The sequence below is a fragment of the Streptomyces tailanensis genome (genome assembly GCF_008386495.1).
Classification (GTDB): Bacteria; Actinomycetota; Actinomycetes; order Streptomycetales; family Streptomycetaceae; genus Streptomyces; species Streptomyces tailanensis.
Genome location: NZ_VTHJ01000039.1, coordinates 1 through 20384, shown reverse-complemented (window position 1 = coordinate 20384; position 20384 = coordinate 1). Strand labels below are relative to the sequence as shown.

General features: G+C 71.5%; 21 protein-coding genes. 3 read left to right on the top strand and 18 right to left on the bottom strand.

Annotation, left to right across the window (positions count from 1 at the left end; genetic code table 11):
* Positions 1–5 precede the first annotated feature (5 nt).
* The 12 genes from F3T56_RS27995 to F3T56_RS27940 form a co-directional block, all read right to left on the bottom strand.
* Positions 6–1238, bottom strand: coding sequence for a cytochrome P450 (locus tag F3T56_RS27995; RefSeq protein ID WP_149828145.1), 1233 nt, complete (start codon positions 1236–1238; stop codon positions 6–8).
* A gap of 61 nt (positions 1239–1299) precedes the next feature.
* Positions 1300–1965 (bottom strand): response regulator, encoded by a 666-nt coding sequence (locus F3T56_RS27990; protein WP_149828144.1) that lies wholly within the window; start codon positions 1963–1965, stop codon positions 1300–1302.
* The gene (locus tag F3T56_RS27985; RefSeq protein WP_172639172.1) at positions 1962–3311 is read right to left on the bottom strand and encodes a sensor histidine kinase; all 1350 of its coding nucleotides are present in this window, start codon (positions 3309–3311) and stop codon (positions 1962–1964) included. Before F3T56_RS27985 ends, F3T56_RS27990 begins: the two co-directional genes overlap by 4 nt.
* Before the next feature lie 121 nt (positions 3312–3432).
* Positions 3433–4107 carry a response regulator gene (locus F3T56_RS27980; RefSeq protein ID WP_149828208.1) on the bottom strand — a complete coding sequence of 225 codons (675 nt, stop codon included), beginning with the start codon at positions 4105–4107 and terminating at the stop codon, positions 3433–3435.
* A gap of 2 nt (positions 4108–4109) precedes the next feature.
* Positions 4110–5600 carry a sensor histidine kinase gene (locus tag F3T56_RS27975; protein ID WP_246203935.1) on the bottom strand — a complete coding sequence of 497 codons (1491 nt, stop codon included), beginning with the start codon at positions 5598–5600 and terminating at the stop codon, positions 4110–4112.
* A gap of 10 nt (positions 5601–5610) precedes the next feature.
* Complete coding sequence (locus F3T56_RS27970; protein WP_246203933.1) at positions 5611–6993, bottom strand: acyltransferase family protein; 1383 nt, start codon at positions 6991–6993, stop codon at positions 5611–5613.
* Complete coding sequence (locus F3T56_RS27965; protein WP_149828142.1) at positions 6986–8038, bottom strand: alpha/beta hydrolase; 1053 nt, start codon at positions 8036–8038, stop codon at positions 6986–6988. Before F3T56_RS27965 ends, F3T56_RS27970 begins: the two co-directional genes overlap by 8 nt.
* Positions 8039–8197: 159 nt before the next feature.
* The gene (locus F3T56_RS27960) at positions 8198–9097 is read right to left on the bottom strand and encodes an alpha/beta hydrolase family protein (protein WP_149828141.1); all 900 of its coding nucleotides are present in this window, start codon (positions 9095–9097) and stop codon (positions 8198–8200) included.
* A 385-nt stretch (positions 9098–9482) separates the two neighbouring features.
* A complete protein-coding gene (kynU, locus tag F3T56_RS27955; RefSeq protein ID WP_149828140.1) occupies positions 9483–10706 on the bottom strand; it encodes a kynureninase in 1224 nt (407 codons plus the stop codon).
* Positions 10699–11544, bottom strand: a complete 846-nt coding sequence (locus F3T56_RS27950) for a tryptophan 2,3-dioxygenase family protein (RefSeq protein ID WP_149828139.1) — start codon at positions 11542–11544, stop codon at positions 10699–10701. The genes kynU and F3T56_RS27950 overlap by 8 nt, the downstream gene beginning before the upstream one ends.
* A 174-nt stretch (positions 11545–11718) precedes the next feature.
* Positions 11719–12132 (bottom strand): DUF3151 domain-containing protein, encoded by a 414-nt coding sequence (locus F3T56_RS27945; RefSeq protein WP_149828138.1) that lies wholly within the window; start codon positions 12130–12132, stop codon positions 11719–11721.
* 55 nt (positions 12133–12187) lie between these two features.
* Positions 12188–12484, bottom strand: a complete 297-nt coding sequence (locus F3T56_RS27940) for a GntR family transcriptional regulator (protein WP_172639171.1) — start codon at positions 12482–12484, stop codon at positions 12188–12190.
* 176 nt (positions 12485–12660) lie between these two features.
* Here F3T56_RS27940 and F3T56_RS27935 point away from each other — a divergent pair, with 176 nt between their 5' ends.
* Both F3T56_RS27935 and F3T56_RS27930 read left to right on the top strand, forming a co-directional pair.
* A complete protein-coding gene (locus tag F3T56_RS27935; protein ID WP_149828137.1) occupies positions 12661–12888 on the top strand; it encodes a hypothetical protein in 228 nt (75 codons plus the stop codon).
* Entirely contained in the window at positions 12885–13187 is a 303-nt protein-coding gene (locus F3T56_RS27930) for a hypothetical protein (protein ID WP_246203932.1), read from the top strand. Before F3T56_RS27935 ends, F3T56_RS27930 begins: the two co-directional genes overlap by 4 nt.
* 7 nt (positions 13188–13194) lie before the next feature.
* On the opposite strand, the gene F3T56_RS27925 is transcribed toward F3T56_RS27930, so the two are convergent.
* The 4 genes from F3T56_RS27925 to F3T56_RS27910 all read right to left on the bottom strand — a co-directional run bounded on the left by F3T56_RS27925 (position 13195) and on the right by F3T56_RS27910 (position 17299).
* Positions 13195–14673, bottom strand: a complete 1479-nt coding sequence (locus F3T56_RS27925) for an MFS transporter (RefSeq protein ID WP_149828136.1) — start codon at positions 14671–14673, stop codon at positions 13195–13197.
* Between the two features lie 62 nt (positions 14674–14735).
* Positions 14736–15758, bottom strand: coding sequence for a class II fructose-bisphosphate aldolase (gene fbaA / locus F3T56_RS27920; RefSeq protein WP_149828135.1), 1023 nt, complete (start codon positions 15756–15758; stop codon positions 14736–14738).
* Between the two features lie 159 nt (positions 15759–15917).
* Positions 15918–16472, bottom strand: coding sequence for an orotate phosphoribosyltransferase (pyrE, locus tag F3T56_RS27915; RefSeq protein ID WP_149828134.1), 555 nt, complete (start codon positions 16470–16472; stop codon positions 15918–15920).
* A gap of 32 nt (positions 16473–16504) precedes the next feature.
* Complete coding sequence (locus tag F3T56_RS27910; protein WP_149828133.1) at positions 16505–17299, bottom strand: aldose epimerase family protein; 795 nt, start codon at positions 17297–17299, stop codon at positions 16505–16507.
* Positions 17300–17419: 120 nt separating this feature from the next.
* Between F3T56_RS27910 and F3T56_RS27905 the strand changes: the two genes are divergently transcribed.
* A complete protein-coding gene (locus F3T56_RS27905) occupies positions 17420–17656 on the top strand; it encodes a hypothetical protein (protein ID WP_149828132.1) in 237 nt (78 codons plus the stop codon).
* Between the two features lie 36 nt (positions 17657–17692).
* On the opposite strand, the gene F3T56_RS27900 is transcribed toward F3T56_RS27905, so the two are convergent.
* A complete protein-coding gene (locus tag F3T56_RS27900) occupies positions 17693–18523 on the bottom strand; it encodes an SRPBCC family protein (protein WP_149828131.1) in 831 nt (276 codons plus the stop codon).
* 83 nt (positions 18524–18606) lie between these two features.
* Entirely contained in the window at positions 18607–20214 is a 1608-nt protein-coding gene (locus tag F3T56_RS27895; RefSeq protein WP_149828130.1) for a polyamine aminopropyltransferase, read from the bottom strand.
* Positions 20215–20384: the final 170 nt, after the last annotated feature.

Genomic DNA, 20384 nt, shown 5'->3' with positions numbered 1-20384 from the left:
TGTGATCACCCCACCTCCACACTCAGCCCCTCCAGCCCCCGGATCACGAAATTCGGCTTGCGGGTCGGCTCCGCCGCCAGGGTCAGGGTGGGGGCCTTCTCCAGGAGGGCTCTCATGGACGCGGCCAGTTCGATACGGGTGAGGGGGGCGCCGATGCAGTAGTGGATGCCGGCGCTGAAGGAGATGTGCGGGTTCTCCTTGCGGGTCAGGTCCAGCTTGTCGGGGGCGGTGAAGACGGCCGGGTCATGGTTCGCGGAGCCGAAGAGCATCGCGATCTCCGCGCCCCTCGGCACCGTCGTACCGTCGATCTCGATGTCGTCCAGCACCCAGCGCTCGAAGAGCTGGAGCGGGGTGTCGTAGCGCATCAGCTCCTCGACGGCGGCCGGTACGAGCGAGTGGTCCGCGCGGAGGGCGGCGAGCTGGTCGGGGTTGCGGAACAGCGCCCACCAGCCGTTCACGGTGGCGTTCACCGTCGCCTCGTGGCCCGCGTTGAGCAGCAGGACGCAGGTCGAGATCATCTCCTGCTCGGTGAGGCGGTCGCCCTCGTCGTGGGCCGCGATCAGGCCCGAGATCAGGTCCTCGCCCGGCTGCTCCCTGCGGTGCGCGATCAGCTCCCGGAGGTACTCCGAGAACTCCACCGACGCCCGCACCGCCCGCTTCGCCGTCTCCTCCGACGGGCTCAGCTCGTACATCCCGCAGATGTCCGCCGACCAGGGCCGCAGCTGCGCCCGGTCCGACTCGGGGATGCCCAGCATCTCGGCGATCACCGCCACCGGAAGCGGCTCCGCCACATCCGTCAGCAGGTCACCCCCGCCGGCCTCCACCAACCCGGTCACCAGCTCGCCCGCCGACTCCTCCACGTACGGCTTCAGCTGCTCCACCGTGCGCGGCGTGAACGCCTTCGACACCAGCCGCCGGATCCGCGTGTGGTCCGGGGGCTCCAGGTCGAGCATCCCGTGGTCGTTCAACGTGTGGAACGGCTCGTGCTCCGCCGCAGGTGCCGTACGCCCGAAGTCCTCGTGCGTGAACCTGTGCTGGTACGTCCGCCCCAGACGCCGGTCCCGCAGCAGCGCCGAGACATCCGCGTGGTGCGGCACGAGCCACTGGTTCGTCGGCTCGAAGTACCGCACCCGGCCCCGCGCCCGCAGCTCGGCGTACGCCGGGTACGGGTCGGCCACGAAGTCGGCGTCCCACGGATCGAAAGCGTGGTCGAAAGCGAGGTCGGAAGCAGCTGCCATGGACGGACGCTAACCCGCGAGCAGGGCGGCTGACCAGGGGGGCTCGGCTCGTGCCGGGGCCTCACGCCGGCGTGACCAGCCTCGCCTCGTAGGCGAAGACCGCCGCCTGGGTGCGGTCACGCAGGCCCAGTTTGACCAGGATGCGGCTCACATGGGTCTTGATCGTGGACTCGGCGACCACCAGGCGTTCGGCTATCTCAGAGTTGGACAGGCCCTGGGCGATGAGGACCAGGACCTCCGTCTCGCGTTCGGTGAGCTCTCCGTACGCCAGCTGTGCCGCCGCCGAGGGGCGGGGTGCCTCGGCCAGCTTGGAGAACTCGGTGATCAGGCGCTTGGTGACGGAGGGGGCGAGCAGTGCCTCGCCGGCGGCCACCACGCGGACCCCGTCGGCCAGTTGGCGGGCCGAGGCGTCCTTGAGGAGGAAGCCGGAGGCTCCCGCCCGCAGCGCCTGGTACACGTACTCGTCGAGGTCGAAGGTGGTGAGGACCAGAACCCTGGCCCCGCCGTCCGCGGCCACGATCTCCCTCGTCGCCTCGATGCCGTTCAGCTCGGGCATGCGGATGTCCATCAGGACGACGTCCGGGGAGAGCTCCCGGACCCGGTCGACCGCGTCCCGGCCGTTCACCGCCTCGCCGACCACCTCGATGTCCGGCATCGCGCCGAGCAGCACCGAGAAGCCCTCGCGGACCATCATCTGGTCGTCGACGATCAGCACGCGGATGGTCATGCGTCGCCCTCGCTCGCGGTGGCCACCGGCAGGAACACTGTCACCTCGTAGCCCCCATCCTCCGTCTCTCCCGCCGTCATCTCGCCGTTCAGCATCGTGACGCGCTCGCGCATGCCGGTGATGCCGTGGCCGGCGCCATGGGCGGACTTCATCAGGTTCACCTCCGGGGGCGGGCCGTTGACTATGCGCAGGCCGAGCCCGCCCAGTACGTACCCGATCTCCACGCGGGCCGTCGCGCCGGGCGCGTGCCGCAGGGTGTTACTGAGGGCCTCCTGGACTATGCGGTACGCCGACAGCTCCACACCCTGCGGGAGTTCGCGCACCGCTCCGGTGACCGCCTTTTCGACGGTCAGGCCGGTCTCCCGCACATTGGCGAGCAGGCGGTCCAGGTCGGCGAGGGTGGGCTGCGGGGCGTCCGGGGCCTCGTAGTCCTCGGCGCGGACGACCCCGAGGACGCGGCGCAGCTCGGTCAGTGCCGCCACCGCGTTCTCCCGGATGGTGGCGAAGGCCTGCTCCAGCTCGGGCGGCGGGTTCTCCACGCGGTAGGGCGCGGCCTCGGCCTGGATGGCGACCACCGACATGTGGTGGGCGACCACGTCGTGCAGCTCGCGGGCGATCGTCGTGCGCTCTTCGAGGAGGGTGCGCTTGGAACGCTCATGGGCGGTCACCGTCTGCTGGGCGGTCACCTCGCGCTGGGCCGTGCGGCGTATGTTCAGGGCGGCCGCCGCCAGCAGGGCCATCGCGGAGACGACGAGGAACGAGCCCGTGTTCGACGAGTAGTGCCCCGCCCCGAGGAGACTGTCCAGAAACAGTCCGTACGCCGCGGTCAACCCCCACATCCAGGCGGCGATGCGGGGCCGGGTGCGCAGTGCCACGACCGTCACGACCACGAGGTGGGCCGCGAAGTTGCCGGGCGCCCACGGCCAGTCGCTCCACATGTCGCCGAACGCCGCGGTGAGCGGGGTCGCCGCCATGGACACCCAGAAGGCTCCCACGGGCCGGACCAGCGTCAGAAGGACCGGGCCGAGGGCCAGGAGGGCGCACAGCATCACGCCGAACTCACTGCCGCGCTCGCTCGCGGAGGCCCCGATGGCCAGCGCCAGCAGGCCGGCCACCGCGACGGTCGCGTGCGGGGTCCAGGCCACGTACTCGCGGAGGCGGCCGGACAGCCGGCCGGTGAGCGGGCCGCCCATCCTCAACGGGGGCAGCGGTCGGTAGGCGAACGCGTCATGGAACAGGTCCTGCCGCAGCCTGCGCCACGCGTCCATCGCGAGCCGGAACTCGGGGCTGCTCGCCTTGGCCCCGCCCCGCGGGGGCATCGTCTGCGTCTGGGTCGTCTCGGTCACGTTGAAAACGGTAGGCGGAGGGCGGGGTTGCCGTCGTCACCAGTGAGGGGGGTCTGTCGGGATCCGTCTCAGGTACTACAGGTAGGCCCTGTCCTACGGGGAGGCCGTGGCCGGCGGCCGGTCAGTAGCCCGTGGGGCGGACCAGGCCCGATTCGTAGGCGTACACCGCTGCCTGGGTGCGGTCGCGCAGGCCCAGTTTGACCAGGATGCGGCCCACGTGGGTCTTCACGGTCTGTTCGGCGACGACGAGATGCTGGGCGATCTCGGCGTTGGACAGGCCCTGGGCGATCAGGGCGAGCACTTCCGTCTCCCGCTCGGTCAGGTCGCCGACGCGGTCCTTCAGCGGGGTGCGGGGTGCGGTGCCGAGGCGGGAGAACTCGGCGATGAGGCGGCGGGTGATACCGGGCGCGAGCAGGGCGTCGCCGGACGCCACCACCCGTACCGCTTCGGCGAGTTGGTCGGCGGAGGCGTCCTTGAGGAGGAAGCCGGACGCGCCGGCGCGCAGGGCCTCGTACACGTACTCGTCGAGGTCGAAGGTGGTGAGGACGAGGACTCTGATGTGCGGGTTCTCGGTGGTGATGCGGCGGGTGGCCTCGATGCCGCCGAGCTCGGGCATGCGGATGTCCATCAGGACGACGTCCGGGGCGAGTTCGGCGACCTTGTCGATCGCGTCGAGGCCGTGCACCGCCTGGCCGACGACGTCGATGTCGGGCTGGGTGTTCAGCAGCACCGAGAAGCCCTGCCGGACCATCTGCTGGTCGTCGGCGATCACTACGCGGATGGTGCTGCTCGACATCGTCATGGGGAGGGCTCTTCTCCTGTCGTCTCCGGTGAGGTTCCGGAGGCACGGGGCACCGTTGTACCCGATGGTGTGCCGATCGTGTCGGCAGGGGTGTCGGTGGGGGCATCCGTGGGAGCGGGGGTCTCGCTCCCGGGGGCGCCGTTCCGGGGGAGGAAGGCCACCACCGCGAACCCGCCGTGGGAGGTCCCGGTCGCCATGAGGGTGCCACCGAGCATCGTGGCACGCTCGCGCATGCCGAGCAGTCCGTGGCCCGCACCGGGGGACGGCGGGGCGGGGCGGTGCGGCCGGGAGTTGATGATCCTCAGTTGCAGGCCGCGCGGGAAGTGGGTCACTTCCACCCGGACGGTCGACCCGGGTGCGTGGCGCAACGCGTTGCTGAGGGCCTCCTGGATGATCCGGTATGCCGACAGCTCCACGCCGGGCGACAGCGGGCGTACGTCGCCGTCGATCTCGGCGGTGACCGCGAGGCCCGCGGCGCGGGTGTTCTCCATCAGGGCGTCGAGACGGTCCAGGGTGGGCTGCGGGGCGTGCGGGGCGGTGCCTTCGGCGACGGCCGCCATGTCGTGCGGGTCGCGCGGGTCGTCGGGGTCCGACGGGTGCTCGGCGCGCAGGACGCCGAGGACGCGGCGGAGTTCGGTGAGCGCCTCCAGCGCGTTCTGCCGGATGCCGTGGAGGTTCTCCTTCAGTTCGTCGGACGGGTTCTCCACCAGGTGGGGGGCGACCTGGGCCTGGATGGAGATCACCGACATGTGGTGGGCGACCACGTCGTGCAGCTCGCGCGCGATACGGCTGCGCTCCTCCAGGAGGGTCCGGCGGGCACGTTCCTCGGCGGTGAGGCCGGCCTGTTCGACGAGTTGGGTACGGGCCTCGCGGCGGCCGCGCATGGTGCTGCCGAGGAGGACGACGCCGATGAAGAGGGCCATCGCGAGGGGGCTCGTCGACGAGTAGGCCGGGGCGCCGATGACTCCCTGGACGACATAGGTGGCCAGGGCGGTCAACGCCAGCACCTCGACCGCGACGCGGGTGGGCAGTCGTAGCGCGAGCAGGAAGAGGATCACGGCGTGCGCGATCAGTCCGGGTGGACTCCACGGCCATGGAACGTCGCCCCGCGGCAGGCCGGTCGGGACCGTGACGTCGAACTGGGCTGCCCCGGTGAGCAGTTGGAACTGTTGGACCCGGACGCCCATGGCCACCACCACGGTGACGACCAGGGAGGCCCACCACGCCGGAACCGGCCACCACAGCGCCAGCGCCACCGCCGCGCCCTGGGCCAGCGAGCACAGCACGGTGTACTCCGCGCCCAGGTGGTAGCGGTCGTCCATCTGGTCGATGTTGCCCAGCGTGAGGGCGAACGCGGCCAGGCAGACCAGGCCGTGTGGCAGCCAGCGCAGCCACACCGACGCCGGCAGCGGATGGGACTCGCTGCTCAACAGGTCTTCGCGCAGCGTGCGCAGACCCCTCGTCAGCCGCTTCTCCACCGTGCTCATTCGGACCACCCTAGGCATGGGGCACCGTCCTGGACTGCGGGATTTTGGGGCGACGTGCCGTTTCCGAGTGCCGGTTCTCGCCCCGGTTCCCTTTCCCGTTTTCCTTCCGGCCGTGGGTCTCGTAGCCGTGGAACGCCGCCCAGCAGAGCAGGAGGGCGACGGCGAACACCGGGAGCCAGGCGAGGCGGGCCGCTATCCAGGTCGGGTCGTCGGGGAGGGTGTGCAGGCCGGGGAGGTGGCCCGCGGCCAGGCCTGTGCCGGTGGTCGCCATCAGTGCCGTCTGGTGCCAGAGGAACACCGTCATCGCGGAGAGGTTGACGAGGGCCACCGCCGCCCAGGCCATCGGTCGGCGCCGGAGGGTGCGGCGGAGGGGGCCGCGCAGCAGGAGCGCCAGGCCGCACTGGGCCAGGCCGAAGGTCACCGCGGCGAGGGTCGGCGGGTTCAGGTTGGAGACGGATGCGCCGGGGACGCCGACCATCGACGCCGGGTAGCCGGCCCAGAGGATCAGGGCCGCCGTCGCCGTCGTACCGGTCGCGAGCAGGAGCCAGCCCGCGCGACGGCGGTTCAACTCGCCTCGCGTCCAGGCCGCGCCCAGGGTGTACGGCACCAGCCAGCCTGCGGCCAGGTTCACCCAGCCGAGTGCGTCGGGGCCGTGGAGGCCGAAGCGGATGAGGTCGACGTGCAGGACGACCGCCAAGGGCCACAGGGGGTTGAGGCGGATCACCAGGGGAGTTGCCGCTGTCAGGGCGGCGAACACCAGGAGGAACCACAGAGGGGACAGGGCCAGTTTGAGGAGGGTGTGGACCGTCGCTAGGTCGGTGCCAGTGAGGAGGAGGGCTGTCGCCACGGCCGTCCAGAGCAGCAGTACCGCGACGACGGGCGCGAACAGGCGGGTCAGGCGGGTGCGGAGCCATTGGGGGTACGTGGTGCCGCGGGCCTGTGCCGAGGTGTAGCTCTTCGTCGCTACGTGGCCGCCCACCAGGAAGAAGACGGACAGAGTCTGGAAGAGCCAGGAGATGGGGGCCAGCCAGGGCATGTGTTGGAGGGGGCTGGCGTTATGGAGGGTGCCACCGTCCGCGACCAGGGCGGTTACCAGCCAGTGGCCCAGGATTATGCCGAGTATGGCGAGGGCGCGGAGGGCGTCCACTGCGCGGTCGCGGGTGGCGGGGGTGGCGTTGTCGATGCGGTGGACTGCGTGGTGGAGGGTGGGGCGGGTGCGTGCGGAACGTGGGCTTCGTGCGGGTGCGTTGTGGGGCACCCGGCCTTCGGCCGGGTTTGGGTTCCCACTCGCACCACCCGTGCGGGAATCGTCGTCGGGTGCGGGTGGCCCCAGTGGGGGCTGCGCACCGTCGGCGACTGCGGCTTCGCCTTCCGCTTCTGCGAGCTCACGCATGGGTTCGCTCCTTGGCAATACCGAGGGTTATTCGGGCGAGGTGCTCCAGGGAGAGGGAGCCCGGGGTGAAGTAGTCGCTGTGGCCTGCGTTGTCTGCGGGGAAGACGCGGGCGCCGAAGGTCGGGGAGATGGGGTCGGTGCCGAAGCCGACCGTGGTGCCGAAGAGGTCGGCCCGGGTGTGCGGGACCATCCCGACCCAGTCGTCGGTGCCTCGGGCCGCCCATATGCGCGCGGATGTGTGCAACGTGGCCGCGCTGTCCGCGCCCGTACCGGGGCTGCCGATCAGGGCGATGTCCGTCACGCCGTTCAGGCCCGCTGCGGCTCGGCCGCACACCACCGAGCCGTATGAGTGGCAGACCAGGGTGACGTGGGCGGTGCTTGGCAGCAGTCCGCGCAGGTCGCGTATGAACGTGCGGAGCTTCGGGGCCGCCTGCTCGGCCCGGGTGGGGGTCAAGACCGTCGTGCTGATCGTCTTCGGCGTCTCGTAGCCGAGCCAGGCGATCACCGCGGTGCCGGTGCCCATCCGGTCGTACAGGGCTCGGGCGGCCTTGTGGAAGCGGTCGTACGTGTCCAGGCTGGTGTCCGAGCCCGGGACCAGTACCGCCACGCGATCCGCCTTCAGCAGGTCGCCGAAGACCTCGACCGCCTGGCCGGGGCCCCGGCCGTCGAACTTCAGGAACTGCCGGGTGGGCGCCGCCATCGCGCGGTCCGTCGCCGCCCGGCTCCGGTCGCCGTGGGCCTCCGCCATATGGGACGCCCGCTCGGCGTTCGTACGGTTCGCCGCGTACGTCGACTCCAGCGTCTTTGGTGTCGGCGCGGCGAGGGTGGCGGGGGCCGGGGCCGGGATCTGTGGGCCGGCCGCCGCGGCGGAGACCGGCATGATGACGGCGGTGGCGATGAGCAGGGCGAGGAGGGTGCGGAGCAGGCGGGTACAGGTACGGGTGCCATGCGGGTGAGTGCGGGTGCGACGCAGGCGGGTGCGGGGCTCCGGCGTTGGCTCCGTGAGCGCATCGAGTTCTGCCGTATGCCGCGTCGCGGTTCCCATGGTGCCCGCCCCTTCCAGTTCAGCCCGGCCGCTGGTCGGGCCGCTCTGGAAGGGAAATTACGAATCGGGAGGCGTCGTCGGCGTCACGCCAGGGAGCTCATCTGGGAGGTAGCTCTCAGGTATTACGGGTATCCCCGTGGGGTCAAGGCGGCCCCCCGTTCACCACGCCAGCTGTGCGATCTCCTCCGCCACCACCGCGCACGCGTCCGCCGCCGGGTCGATCAGGGGGAAGTGGCCCACGTCCTCCAGCAGCGTCAGGCCCACGACCTCGCCCGCCTTCGCCGCCGCGTCCGCGTAGGACTCGGCCACGGCCTGCGGTACGACGATGTCGGTGCGGCCCTGTACAAGGGTTGTGGCGATGCCGGTGGGGAGGAGGAGGGACGGGTCGGCGTAGGCGCGGCGTTCGGCGAAATGGTCCTGGCCGCCGAGGAGTTGGGTGGCCGCGCCGCCGCAGACGTCGAGTTTCCCGGCTACGGCGAAGTCCGCGATCGGGGCCAGGGCCACGACGCCGCGCAGCGCGGGCGGGCGGGGGGTGTGCCACGGAGTGTCGGCCGGGAGTACGTGGCGGGCGGCGGCCCACAGGGCGAGCTGGCCGCCGGCGGAGTGGCCGGTGAGGACCGTGCGGCGCGGGTCCGCCTGCGGCAGGGCCTCTCGTACGAGGTCGGGCAGGGCGTCCAGGGCGGCGGCGACGTCGTCGAACGTCTCCGGCCAGCGGCCCGCGATCGGGCCCCCCGCGCTGCCGGCCGCGCCGGTCTGGGCCGGGAGTGAACTGCCCCTTCTGTACTCGACGTTGGCCACGGCGAAGCCTCGGCGGGCCAGGTAGTCGGCGAACGGGGTGATGTGGCGGCGGTCGTACGGGGCGCGCCAGGCACCGCCGTGCAGGACGACGACCAAGGGCACCGCCGTGTCGGTGGCGGGGGTGCGCGGGGCGTAGAAGTCGATCACCTGGTCGGGGTGGTCGGTGCCGTACGCGGTGGTGGTGTCGGGGTCGACCGGGGGGTGTGAGAAGGCGGACGCCTCTTCGGCGGCATCGCGGGCTGCGGCGTCGTCGTGCGGCATGCTCCAACCTCTCAAGGGTGAAACGGGTTTGGAAGGGTTTGGGGGTGGGCGGGCCGGGGGGTGAGGATGCCTGCCGTTGTGCGGGGACGGTATCAGGCCGGTGACGTGCGTCGACACCGGGATGTGACGCTGGGTGAGGTTGACGGTTCTGGCGGTTTTTGTACGTCGAGCTGGTGGGGGCGTGCGGAGGGGTGTGTGGGTGCGCCGGGGTGCGTTGTGACCCGGCATCGGTGCTGGGCGGGGGTGGGGGGCGCTTGCCGGCGCTGACAGGGTGCCGCCTGCGCCCACCCTCCCCCACTCTCGGCTTCGCTCGAGCGGGAGGTACCCCCATCGCCCCAGCGGCACGACTGCGCGCAGCTGGGGGGACGTGTGGGCCAGGACGCCGCTAGTCGAGTGACTCCAACGTCTGTGCCAGTACCAGGGCCGCCCTCTCCACATCCCCGAAGCCGACGTAGAGGGGGGTGAAGCCGAAGCGGAGGACGTCCGGGTGGCGGAAGTCGCCTATGACGCCCTCGGTGATGAGGTGCTTCATGACCTCGCCGGCATTGTCGCAGCGGAGGGCCACCTGGCTGCCGCGTTCCGTGTGGGGTGTCGGGGTGAGGGACTCGACGCACCCTTCGGGGACGTACGACGTCACGCACTGCAGGAAGAAGTCGGTCAGGGCCAGGGACTTGGCGCGGACCGACTCGATCGAGACGCCATCCCAGACCTCAAGTGCCGCCTCCAGAGCAAGCATTGACAGAATGTCAGGTGTGCCGACGCGGCCGCGTCGCGCGCCCGCGACGGGCTCGTACGCGGGGCTCATGCCGAACGGCTCCACGTGGGAGTTCCAGCCGGGCAGGGGCGAGTCGAAACGGGGCTGGAGGTCGCGTCGTACGTAGAGGTACGCGGGCGAACCCGGGCCCCCGTTCAGGTACTTGTACGTGCAGCCGACCGCCAGGTCGACCCCGTGCGCGTCGAGGCCGACCGGCAGGGCGCCCGCGCTGTGGCACAGGTCCCAGACGGCGTACGCCCCCGCCTCGTGGATCGCGGCCGTCAGGCCGGGCAGGTCGTGGAGGCGGCCCGTGCGGTAGTCGACGTGGTTGAGGAGTACGGCCGCCGTACGGGAGCTCAGGGCGTCCGGCACCTCCGCCGGGGTCACCGGGCGGAGGGTGCGGCCGGTCATGCGGGCCGCCGACTCGGCGATGTAGCCGTCCGTGGGGAACGTCGTCGCGTCGACCAGGATCTCGTCCCGGCCCTCACCACCTTCCCCGTCTTCCTCCGCCAGACGAACCGCCGCCACCACCGCCTTGAACACGTTGACGCTCGTGGAGTCCCCCACCACGATCTGGCCCGGCGCCGCGCCCACCAGCGGAGCGATACGGTCGCCGATCCGCTCCGGCGCCGTCCACCAGCCGCTCTCGTCCCAGGACCGGATGCGCAACTCGCCCCACTGGCGGTGCACGACGTCGGCGACCGCGCCGGGGACGTTCGCGGGGAGGGCGCCGAGGGAGTTGCCGTCGAGGTACACCGCGTCGTCGAGGACGAAGCGTTCGCGCAGCTTCGACAGTTCGTCGGCCGCGTCCAACTCGCCGGCTTGCAAAGTGAGTTCAGAGGTCGATTCAGACATGGGAGCGCGCCGTCCACAGCTCGGGGAACACGTTCTTGCGGGCGCGCTTCTCCAGCCAGGCCACGCCGGCGGAGCCGCCCGTGCCGGCCTTGGCGCCCATCGCGCGGCGGGTGGCGACCAGGTGGTCGTTGCGCCAGCGCCAGACGAGTTCGGCGACATCCGTCAACGCCTCGCCGAGGCGGGCGAGTTCGTGGTCCGGGTCGCCGGAGTACAGCTCGGTCCACACCCCCTCGACCTCGGGTGAGGGCTCGTAGCGCTGGGAGACGTCACGGTTCACGACGGACTCGGGGATCGCGTGGCCGCGGCGGGCCAGAAGGCGCAGGACCTCGTCGTAGAGGCTCGGCTCGTGCAGCGCCTTCTCGAGTTCGGCGTGGACGCGCGGGGCGCCCCGGTGCGGGACGAGCATGGAGGAGGACTTCTCGCCGAGCAGGAACTCCATACGGCGGTACATCGCCGACTGGAAGCCGGAGCCCTCGCCGAGGGCGGCGCGGTAGGAGTTGAACTGGGCGGGGGTGAGCTGGCCGAGGGGCTTCCAGGAGGCGTTCAGGGCCTCCAGCTCCCGTACGGAACGCTTCAGCGCGTCCCTGGCCCTCGCTACGTCGTCGTTCCGGATCGCGGTGGTCGCGGTCTCCCACTCGTGGACGATGACGGTGAACCACAGCTCCATGACCTGGGTGGTCACCAGGAAGACCATCTCTCCGGGGTCGTCGGAGAGGGGGTGCTGGAGATGGGTGAGGACGTCGGCCTGGACGTAGTCCTCGTACGGGGTCGTTCCCTGGAAGTCGAGATGCGGGGTCTCGGGCTCCGAAGCCTCGACGGGCTGAGCCGGCTGGGACATCGCTGTCTCCTGTTGTGTACTCCGGGTAGCGGTCCGCCCCTGCCGTTACCGACACGGGGGCCCCGGTCCCCACCGGCATGGTCGGGGATACGCCCCCGAACCGCAAGGTCCGCCTGGTCACACCGGGCGGACCTGCGGGAATGGGCCCGAATGAGCCCGAATGGGCTCGATGGGTCAGCTCAGGGTCTGGGCCGCCGTGGGCGAGGAGTCCTTCAGGAACTGGGAGCAACGCTCGTACTCCTCCTGCTCACCGATCGCCTGCGCGGCGCGGGCGAGGGCGTGCAGGGCGCGCAGGAAGCCGCGGTTCGGCTCGTGCTCCCAAGGGACGGGGCCATGCCCCTTCCAGCCGCTGCGGCGCAGGGCGTCGAGGCCGCGGTGGTAGCCCGTACGGGCGTAGGCGTACGACTCCACGACGCTGCCGCGCTCGTACGCGTCGTCGGCGAGCTGCGCCCAGGCGAGGGAGGAGGTGGGGTACTTGGCGGCGACGTCGGCCGGGGCCGTGCCGTTCGCGAGGAGTGCGCGGGGCTCCGGGTCGTCGGGGAGGTGCGTCGGGGGCGGGCCCCCGAGGAGGTTCTCGTGAATCGTCATGGGTTCCAGTCTGGCCCATGGGGGTGCCGGGGAGCGGTACGGGTGGGGCTCACCGTCAGTCGGCGGCTGGGCCCTCTTCGGGACTGTCGTCCGTGGGCGGCTGCTCGGCTCGAACGAAGGTGCCCTTTACGGGGACAGTGATGACGAGGCCTTGATCGCGGAGGTCGCGGACAGCCCGGCGGATGGTGTTGACGGCCACGCCGTACTGCTCGGCGAGGTCGCGCTCGGCCGGAAGCCGGGCCCCTGCGGGCAGCCGCCCGGTACGGATCTGCTCGGCGATGTGATGCACGACCTGGAGATACACGTAGACGTGACTCGTCAGGTCGGGGCTCCAGTCACGGTCGTCAGACATACCTGCACGCTAAGGCGGCTCGACGCGCCGCACTACGTACGGCAACAACTAGGTGCATCCATGTGCTTCCTATTGCTACCCGACGCTCCCTAATGCACTGTAGTCTTGAGGAACGAAAGTCCCCGGCGGTCTGCCAGGACCCCGGGGCGTGGCCGACGCTGAAGTGGAGCATCGACATGCGCAACCTTATCCGCCGTACCGCCCGCCTACTGGGCCTTCTGCTCGCCCCGGGCACGGGTACGCACCGCGCGAGCACCCGCCCCGCCCTGCAACGGCCCGCGCCCCTGCCCCACCCCGCCGAACATCTACCGCCCCACCGCTCCCCCTACAGCCTCGACCTCGCCCCCTTCGACGGCGGTACCAGCCCCCTCGTCCGCCCCTACCTCGCAGAGGTCGCCGCGTGATCGACCCGGCCGTCACTCCCCGCCTCCTCCCCTGGATCTCCCCGGAGGGCAAGCCGTGCTACCTCGTCCCCAGTGACGAGGGCGGCTACGTGTCCCGCCTGGCCGACGAGATGGAGGCCGTGCAACTGACCATGGGCACCGACGTACTCGGCCACGCCCGCAAGGTGCTGGACGACCCCGCGTCCCCGCCCACCGAAGTGTGGTACGCCGGGCTCCGGCTGGCCGAGTGCCTCGGCGACGCACTGAGAGTCGCCGAATCACGCGGACTGCGCCTGCCCACGCCGGACGACGACAGCTGAGCTCCCCTCACTTCGCCCGGCCGCCAGGCTCATCCACCTCCCCCGCCTCCAGCGGCGGAGCCGTCACCCCGCAATGCGTCCGGCATTCGGGGTGGCGGCAGTCCGGGGCCGGCCGGCGGATCGTGGCGTAGGCCAGGGCCGCGCCGGCGACCAGCGTGGCGGCGCAGACGATCATCGCCGTGCCGAACGCGTCGTCGAACTGGGGCGCCGAGCGGTACGCCTCCGGGCCCATCCCCGCGATCAGCGGCAACGCGGCCACGGCGACGAGGCTGGCCGCTCGGGCCGCCGCGTTGTTGATGCCGCTCGCCAGACCCGCGTGCTCGGTGTCGACCGAGGCCAGGACCGTCGCGGTCAGGGGTGCGACCAGGGTGACCATGCCGAGGCCGAGCACCACCAGCGCGGGCAGGACATCGGCGACGTACGACGCCTCCGGCCCCACCCGCAGCGCCAGCACCATGCCCGCCGCGCACAGCAGTGGGCCGACGGTGAGGGGGATGCGAGGGCCGATCCGTTCGCCGAGCGCGCCCGCGCGGGAGGAGAGCAGGAGCATCAGGACCGTGATGGGGAGCAGGGCCGTGCCCGCGCCCAGCGCCGAGTAGCCCGACACCACCTGGAGTTGGAGCGCGACGAGGAAGAAGAAGCCGCCGAAGGCCGCGTACACGCACAGGGTGACGAGGTTGACCACCGTGAACTGGCGGGAGGCGAAGATCTTCGGCGGCATCATCGGATCGGGGCGCCGGCGTTCGACGTAGACGAAGGCCGCGCCCGCCACGACTCCCGTGACGGCCGACACGGTCACCGCCAGTGAGCCCTCCCCGGCCTCGATCAGGGCGTACGTCACCAACGCCAACGACAACGCGCCCAGGGTCGCGCCAAGAACGTCGAAGCGGCCGTGGTGTGCCTGGCCGTCGCCCGACTCGGGTACGTGGCGGGTGGCGATCGGGACGCAGATGAGCGCCAGGGGCACGTTCAGCAGGAAGACCCAGCGCCAGCCGGGGCCGTCCACCAGCCAGCCGCCCAGGAACGGGCCGACGGCGGCGCCGATGCCGCCGAAGCCGGACCACAGGCCGACGGCCCGCGCCCGGTCGTCGGGGTGGAACGAGGCCTGGATGAGCGCCAGCGAGCCGGGGGTGAGCAGGGCCCCGCCCACGCCCTGCAGCGCACGGGCCGCGATCAGTACGCCGACGTTCGGCGCGAGGCCGCACAGCAGGGACGCCAGGGCGAACCACACCACGCCGATCACGAACACCCTGCGTCGGCCGAACCGGTCACCGAGGGCGCCGCCGAGCAGGATCAGCCCGGCCAGGGTGAGCATGTACGCGTTGACGGTCCACTGGAGGGCGGCGAGATCCGCGTCCAGGTCGCGCCCCATCCGGGGCAGGGCGACGTTGACGACGGTGGAGTCCAGCAGGGCCATGCTGGAGCCGAGGATGGTGGTGAGCAGTACCCATCTGCCCTGGGACGAGGCCAGCCGGATGTCGGGCATGCGTCAGGTATACAGCGAGCCCGGCGCCAGGGCACCGGGCTCGCTGTCGCAGTAGACGCGGCTTACTTGATCTTCGTGCCCGCGGACCGCAGGTTGCCGCAGGCCTCGACCACGCGGGCGGCCATGGAGGCCTCGGCGAGCTTGCCCCAGGTGCGGGGGTCGTAGGTCTTCTTGTTGCCGACCTCGCCGTCGACCTTCAGGACGCCGTCGTAGTTCTGGAACATGTGGGCCGCGACGGGACGCGTGAAGGCGTACTGGGTGTCGGTGTCGATGTTCATCTTGACGACGCCGTTCTCCAGGGCCGTGCGGATCTCGTCCTCCGTGGAGCCGGAGCCGCCGTGGAAGACGAAGTCGAAGGGGGACTCCTTGCCGAAGCGGGCGGCGACGCCCTCGTTGAGCTCCTTCAGGAGGTCGGGGCGCAGAACGACGTTGCCCGGCTTGTAGACGCCGTGGACGTTGCCGAAGGACGCGGCCAGCAGGTAGCGGCCCTTCTCGCCCAGGCCGAGGGCCTCGGCGGTGCGGATCGCGTCGTCGACCGTCGTGTACAGGGAGTCGTTGATCTCGTGGGAGACACCGTCCTCCTCGCCGCCGGTCGGGGTGATCTCGACCTCCAGGATGATCTTCGCGGCGGCGGCGCGGGCGAGGAGCTCCTGGGCGATGGAGAGGTTGTCGGCGAGGGTCTCCGCCGAGCCGTCCCACATGTGGGACTGGAAGAGGGGGTTCTGGCCGCGCGCGACCCGCTCCTCCGACACCGCCAGCAGCGGACGTACGTAACCGTCCAGCTTGTCCTTCGGGCAGTGGTCCGTGTGCAGGGCGACCGTGACGGGGTACTTCTCGGCGACGATGTGCGCGAACTCGGCCAGGGCGACCGCACCGGTCACCATGTCCTTGCTGTACTGACCGCCCAGGAACTCGGCCCCGCCGGTCGAGATCTGCACGATGCCGTCGCTCTCCGCCTCCGCGAAGCCGCGCAGCGCGGCGTGCAGCGTCTGGGTCGAGGTCACGTTGATGGCCGGGTAGGCGAACTTGCCTGCCTTCGCCCGGTCGAGCATCTCGTTGTAGACCTCGGGGGTTGCGATGGGCATGGTCCGCTCCTTGTATGTGCGGGTGGCGTTGTGCTTACGAGCCCTGACCTAGGGTTGCGACGTCATCGTCGGCCCCATCCTTCCAGACGTGACCGGCTGCTCCGGCCAGGGCGTCCGAAACTCTTCGGTAACCCTGACCTGGCATTTCGCAATCGCCCGTCAGTCCAGGCCCAACTCGTCCTTGGAGAAGGCGAAGAGATACGGCACTCCGGCGCCCTTCTCGATCTTCTCGGCGGCGCCGGTCGCCCGGTCGACGATGGTCGCGACGGCGACGACCTCGGCGCCCGCCTCGCGCACGGCCTCGACGGCGGCGAGCGGCGAGCCACCGGTGGTGGAGGTGTCCTCGACGACGAGGACGCGACGCCCCGCGATGTCCGGCCCCTCCACCCGCCGCTGCAGGCCGTGCGCCTTCGCCGCCTTGCGTACGACGAAGGCGTCGAGCCGCCGTCCCCGCGCGGCGGCGGCGTGCAGCATGGCGCCGGCCACCGGGTCGGCGCCCATCGTGAGACCGCCGACCGCGTCGAAGCCGAGATCGGCGGTCAGGTCGAGCAGCACCTGTCCGACCAGCGGGGCGGCCTCACCGTCGAGAGTGACGCGGCGCAGGTCGACGTAGTAGTCCGCCTCCAGACCCGACGACAGGGTCACCTTGCCGTGCACCACGGCCTTGTCCTTGATCTGCTGCAGCAGCGATCCGCGTACGTCCACGTCAGTCATGGCAGCCAGCTTAAAGGGGTCCTTATGTCCGCTTACAGGCGCCGCCAGCTCCATGTCGTCGCCGCTTCGAGGGGCTCGATCGGGGTGACCAGGCGGGGGTGGGTGTTGAGGCCGTTGGGCGGGCCGGTCTGCGGCTCCACGCACACGGCCTCGGCCTGCTCGTCGTAGACCACGACCCACTCCTCCCGCGAAGCCACCTTCAGCTCCAGGCGCCCGGGCCAGGTGAGGGTGACGTCGACGCCGTCGGGCATGCCGAAGCAGTCGTCCCAGGGGCCGGGCTTCGGGTCGAGACGGTTGCCGGTGGGGAGGTGGTCGGCGCCGCGCTCCTCCTGCCAGGCGGGGGCGAAGTCGAGCCGTACGCCCTCCCCGCCGCCGCCCAGGGTGCGGTTGAACCAGGGGTGCCAGCCGATCTGCGCCGGGAAGGAGGAGTCGTACGCCTCCACGGACATCGTCAGGGTGAGGGCGTCCGGGGTGAGCGTGGCGACCTGGGTGACCCGGCCGGGGTAGGGCCAGGGGTCGACAAAGTCGTACGTGAGGACGGCCTCGGTGTCGGTGTGGCTCGCGACCCGCCAGGCACCGTCCCGGGTGGTGCCGTGGATGGCGTTGGGCGGGGCGTTGAGGGGCATCTGCTGTACGGCGCCGCCGCTGAGGAAACGGCCGTCGCGGATCCGTCCGCACCACGGGACCATCGGGAAGCACCCGAACCGCTCGCCCTGGCGCAGCAGTTCGACCCCGCCGATCCGCAGGCTCGCCACCCGTCCGCCGTTGCCCGGCGCCAGTACCGCCTCCGCGTCAGCCGCGGTGAGCGTGATCTCTTCGCTACTCACGTGTCGACCCTACTGGGAACTTTTTTCCTCGCGCCGCAGTCCTTCGTGTCGAGGCTTGTTGTTCTGAGGCTTGTTGTTCTGAGGCTTGTTGTTCATGGTGTGCGACGGAAGTGGGTTGCCATGCAGGAGAACGACCGGGGGAACGACCGGGAGAACGACCCGACCAAGCTGGAGAGCACGCTTGCCGACGGGCGGCGCATGACGCTGTCGCTGCCGGCGACGGACGCCAAGTGGGCGGCCGACGGCATCACGGGCCTGCGTGCCGTCCGCCCCACGCACACCGGTCGTGGCGAGGAGCCCCCGGCCCTCCCCGAGGAGCCGGCGCTTCCCCTTCACATAGCGCTTCTCGGCCTGTAGAGCCGGCCTGGATCCAGCTCTCTTCCGGCGCCGCCGTCAGCGGCGTTTGCGCAACGCCCGGCCCACGATGATGGCGGAGGCCACGACGAGCGCCGCCGCGGGCGCCGCCCAGCGGAGGGCCGCGCCGGCGGAGACGGTCTCGGGGGCCGGGACGGGGGCATAGCGGCCGCGCGGCGGGGCGTGGTCCACCTCCTCCGCGCTGCGCCCGATCATCGTCCGGCGCGCATGCGCGGCCTCGGCCGGCGGTTCACCCCCGGCGACGAAGTCGCCCTCGGTGAACGGGTCCAGGGGCGACGGCGGAACCTCGGCGTCGTGGACGGAGGCCGGGGGTTCGCCGTCCTCACCGTCCTGGCCGTCGGTATGTTCGGGGCCTTCGGCAACGGGCTCGGCCTCGGCCGCCATATCGGCCTTCTCCTGTTCCTCCTGTGCCTCCCGCTCCTCCTCGGCGACCCCATCCCCCAGGTTCTCCGCGAACTTCCCCAGCAGTCTCGCTCCCGCCGCTGCGACCGTGTCGGTGTCGAGTTCGGTGATGCGGCCGTCGGCGGTGGTGGTGCCCTCGAAGGCGATGGTCGTGCCCTCGGTCCCCGGGATCAGGCGGAGGGTCAGGGTGAGCTTCACGGATCCGGTTCCCCGGGCCTCGGTGGCGTCGCCCTCGACGGCGTAGGTGCCGTCGTCCTGGGCGGTGACGCCGAGGGTGCCGCGGTAGGTGATGGTGTGGCCGGCGACGCGTACCTTCAGGCGGCCGGCCACGGGTGGGGTGCCCGCGTCCTGCTGGAGCCCGGGGACCGCTCGGGCCACCCGCTCGGGGTCGGACAGCGCCTCCCGGAGGCGGCCTGCGGGAACCGGAACGAACACCTCATGCTCCATGGCAGTCGAGCCTACCCAGGCGGCCCCGCCCCGCGCCCATACATACGCGCATTGCTCGGCTTCCGCGCCGCGTGGCCGCGTGTTCAGTCGGCGTACCTCGGGTTCACCAACGTTGACGGCGGCAGGCCCCGTACGCGGTCGGCGTCCCCGAGGAGTGTGGCCCCGCCCCGGAGGTCCGTCACCGGCGGGCGGGCGTCGGGCGGGGTCGCCAGGACGAAGCCGTGGCCGGGGGCGGCGGGGACGCGGTAGGCCGTGGTGCGCAGGCCGGCGGCGCGGAGGGTGGCGTCGACCGTCCAGAAGTCGTGGGCGCGGGACGACACGGGGCCCGCGTGCACGACCAGTCGGCCGTCGTCGGCGAGGACCTCGCGGGCCAGGCCGTAGAACTCCTGCGAGTAGAACTTGGTGCTCGCGGTGATGCCGGGGTCGGGAAGGTCGGAGATCACGACGTCGTAGTCGTACGTCGTCGTCGGGCTCGCGTCGCGCAGCCAGGTGAAGGGGTCCTCGGTGAAGACACGGACGCGGGCGTCGTCGTAGGCGTGGCCGTTCAGGGACGACAGGGCCGGGTCGCGGCGTGCGAGGCGTACGACGCCGGGGTCGAGTTCGACGACGTCGACGCGGCGTACGCCGTCGTGGCGGAGCACCTCGCGGGCGGCGAGGCCGTCGCCGCCGCCGAGGACGAGGACGCGGGCGTGCGGGCCGGCGTTCATGGCGGTGTGGACGAGGGCGTGGTGGTAGCGGTGTCCGTCGCGGGCGCTGACGCGCAGGCGGCCGTCGAGGAAGAGGGAGAGGGGGCGGCCGTGGGTACCGCCGGTGAGGACGACTTCCTGGATGTCGGTGTGCAGCGCCACGCGTACGTCTTGGCCGTAGACCGCGCGTCTGGCGGCGCGTTCGAAGTCGTCGACGTGTACGGCGGCGGTGGCGAGCAGGCCGAGGACGGCGAGGTTCGTGATCAGCAGGAGCCAGCGGGCGCGGTGGCTGAGGTCGTGGCGGAAGAGGCCGAGGACGAGGGCGCCGCCGATCAGGGCGTTGACCGTGCCGGTGAGCAGGGCGCTGGTCAACTGGCCGAGCCAGGGCAGGAGAAGGAAGGGGAAGGCGAGGCCGCCGACGAGGGCGCCCACGTAGTCGGCGGCGAACAGGTCGGCCACGGCGCAGCCCGCGTCCTGGCGGCGGATGCGTTGGATCAGCTCCATCAGCAGGGGGACTTCGGCGCCGATGAGCAGGCCGATGGCCAGGGAGAAGGCGACGAGGAGGTATCGGGAGCCGCCGGCCCACAGCCCGCCCCAGTCGCCGGTCCAGGCGAAGGCGGCGTACATCGCGAGGGCGCTGCTGCCGCCGACGAGGGCGAGGGCCGCTTCGATGGCGCCGAAGCCGAGGGCCGCGTGGGGGCGGAGGCGTTTGGCGGCGAGGGAGCCGAGGCCCATGGCGAAGACCATGACGGAGAGGACGACCGAGGCCTGGGTGACCGAGTCGCCGATCAGGTACGAGGCGAGGGCGACGAGTTCGAGTTCGTACACGAGTCCGCAGGCCGCGCAGACGAATACGCCGGCGAGGACGAGGAAGCGGCCTACGCCGGGGCGGACGGGGAGCCGTAGGGGGCCGCCGGTGCCGCCGGCTGGGGCGCCGCCGTGACCGCTCTGGCTGCGCCAGGGGGGTGAGGCGCCGGGGGGTGCGGGGACGTGCGGCTCGATCACTTATGGCACGCTACCGTCGCGGTTGCGTAGTTCTGGGTCACCCACACGAGTGGTCTGCGACGCTTGGCCGGGCGCCTAGGGCCTGTTCTGAGTTGAGATCATGGGAGGGCTGGCAGGCTGCGTAGCCAGAGGATGGAGCCGCGCAGGTGGAGCCCAGCGGCATAGCTCTC

What these genes read in the sequence shown, in the direction of transcription:
- F3T56_RS27950 (WP_149828139.1), bottom strand. Translation starts at nt 11,544, where the DNA reads ATGTCCCAGCCGGCTCAGCCCGTCGAGGCTTCGGAGCCCGAGACCCCG.
- F3T56_RS27960 (WP_149828141.1), bottom strand. Translation starts at nt 9,097, where the DNA reads ATGCCGCACGACGACGCCGCAGCCCGCGATGCCGCCGAAGAGGCGTCC.
- F3T56_RS27905 (WP_149828132.1), top strand. Translation starts at nt 17,420, where the DNA reads ATGCAGGAGAACGACCGGGGGAACGACCGGGAGAACGACCCGACCAAG.
- F3T56_RS27980 (WP_149828208.1), bottom strand. Translation starts at nt 4,107, where the DNA reads ATGTCGAGCAGCACCATCCGCGTAGTGATCGCCGACGACCAGCAGATG.
- kynU (WP_149828140.1), bottom strand. Translation starts at nt 10,706, where the DNA reads ATGTCTGAATCGACCTCTGAACTCACTTTGCAAGCCGGCGAGTTGGAC.
- F3T56_RS27900 (WP_149828131.1), bottom strand. Translation starts at nt 18,523, where the DNA reads ATGGAGCATGAGGTGTTCGTTCCGGTTCCCGCAGGCCGCCTCCGGGAG.
- fbaA (WP_149828135.1), bottom strand. Translation starts at nt 15,758, where the DNA reads ATGCCCATCGCAACCCCCGAGGTCTACAACGAGATGCTCGACCGGGCG.
- F3T56_RS27935 (WP_149828137.1), top strand. Translation starts at nt 12,661, where the DNA reads ATGCGCAACCTTATCCGCCGTACCGCCCGCCTACTGGGCCTTCTGCTC.
- F3T56_RS27975 (WP_246203935.1), bottom strand. Translation starts at nt 5,600, where the DNA reads ATGAGCACGGTGGAGAAGCGGCTGACGAGGGGTCTGCGCACGCTGCGC.
- F3T56_RS27995 (WP_149828145.1), bottom strand. Translation starts at nt 1,238, where the DNA reads ATGGCAGCTGCTTCCGACCTCGCTTTCGACCACGCTTTCGATCCGTGG.
- F3T56_RS27945 (WP_149828138.1), bottom strand. Translation starts at nt 12,132, where the DNA reads ATGACGATTCACGAGAACCTCCTCGGGGGCCCGCCCCCGACGCACCTC.
- F3T56_RS27965 (WP_149828142.1), bottom strand. Translation starts at nt 8,038, where the DNA reads ATGGGAACCGCGACGCGGCATACGGCAGAACTCGATGCGCTCACGGAG.
- F3T56_RS27925 (WP_149828136.1), bottom strand. Translation starts at nt 14,673, where the DNA reads ATGCCCGACATCCGGCTGGCCTCGTCCCAGGGCAGATGGGTACTGCTC.
- F3T56_RS27990 (WP_149828144.1), bottom strand. Translation starts at nt 1,965, where the DNA reads ATGACCATCCGCGTGCTGATCGTCGACGACCAGATGATGGTCCGCGAG.
- F3T56_RS27970 (WP_246203933.1), bottom strand. Translation starts at nt 6,993, where the DNA reads ATGCGTGAGCTCGCAGAAGCGGAAGGCGAAGCCGCAGTCGCCGACGGT.
- pyrE (WP_149828134.1), bottom strand. Translation starts at nt 16,472, where the DNA reads ATGACTGACGTGGACGTACGCGGATCGCTGCTGCAGCAGATCAAGGAC.
- F3T56_RS27940 (WP_172639171.1), bottom strand. Translation starts at nt 12,484, where the DNA reads ATGTCTGACGACCGTGACTGGAGCCCCGACCTGACGAGTCACGTCTAC.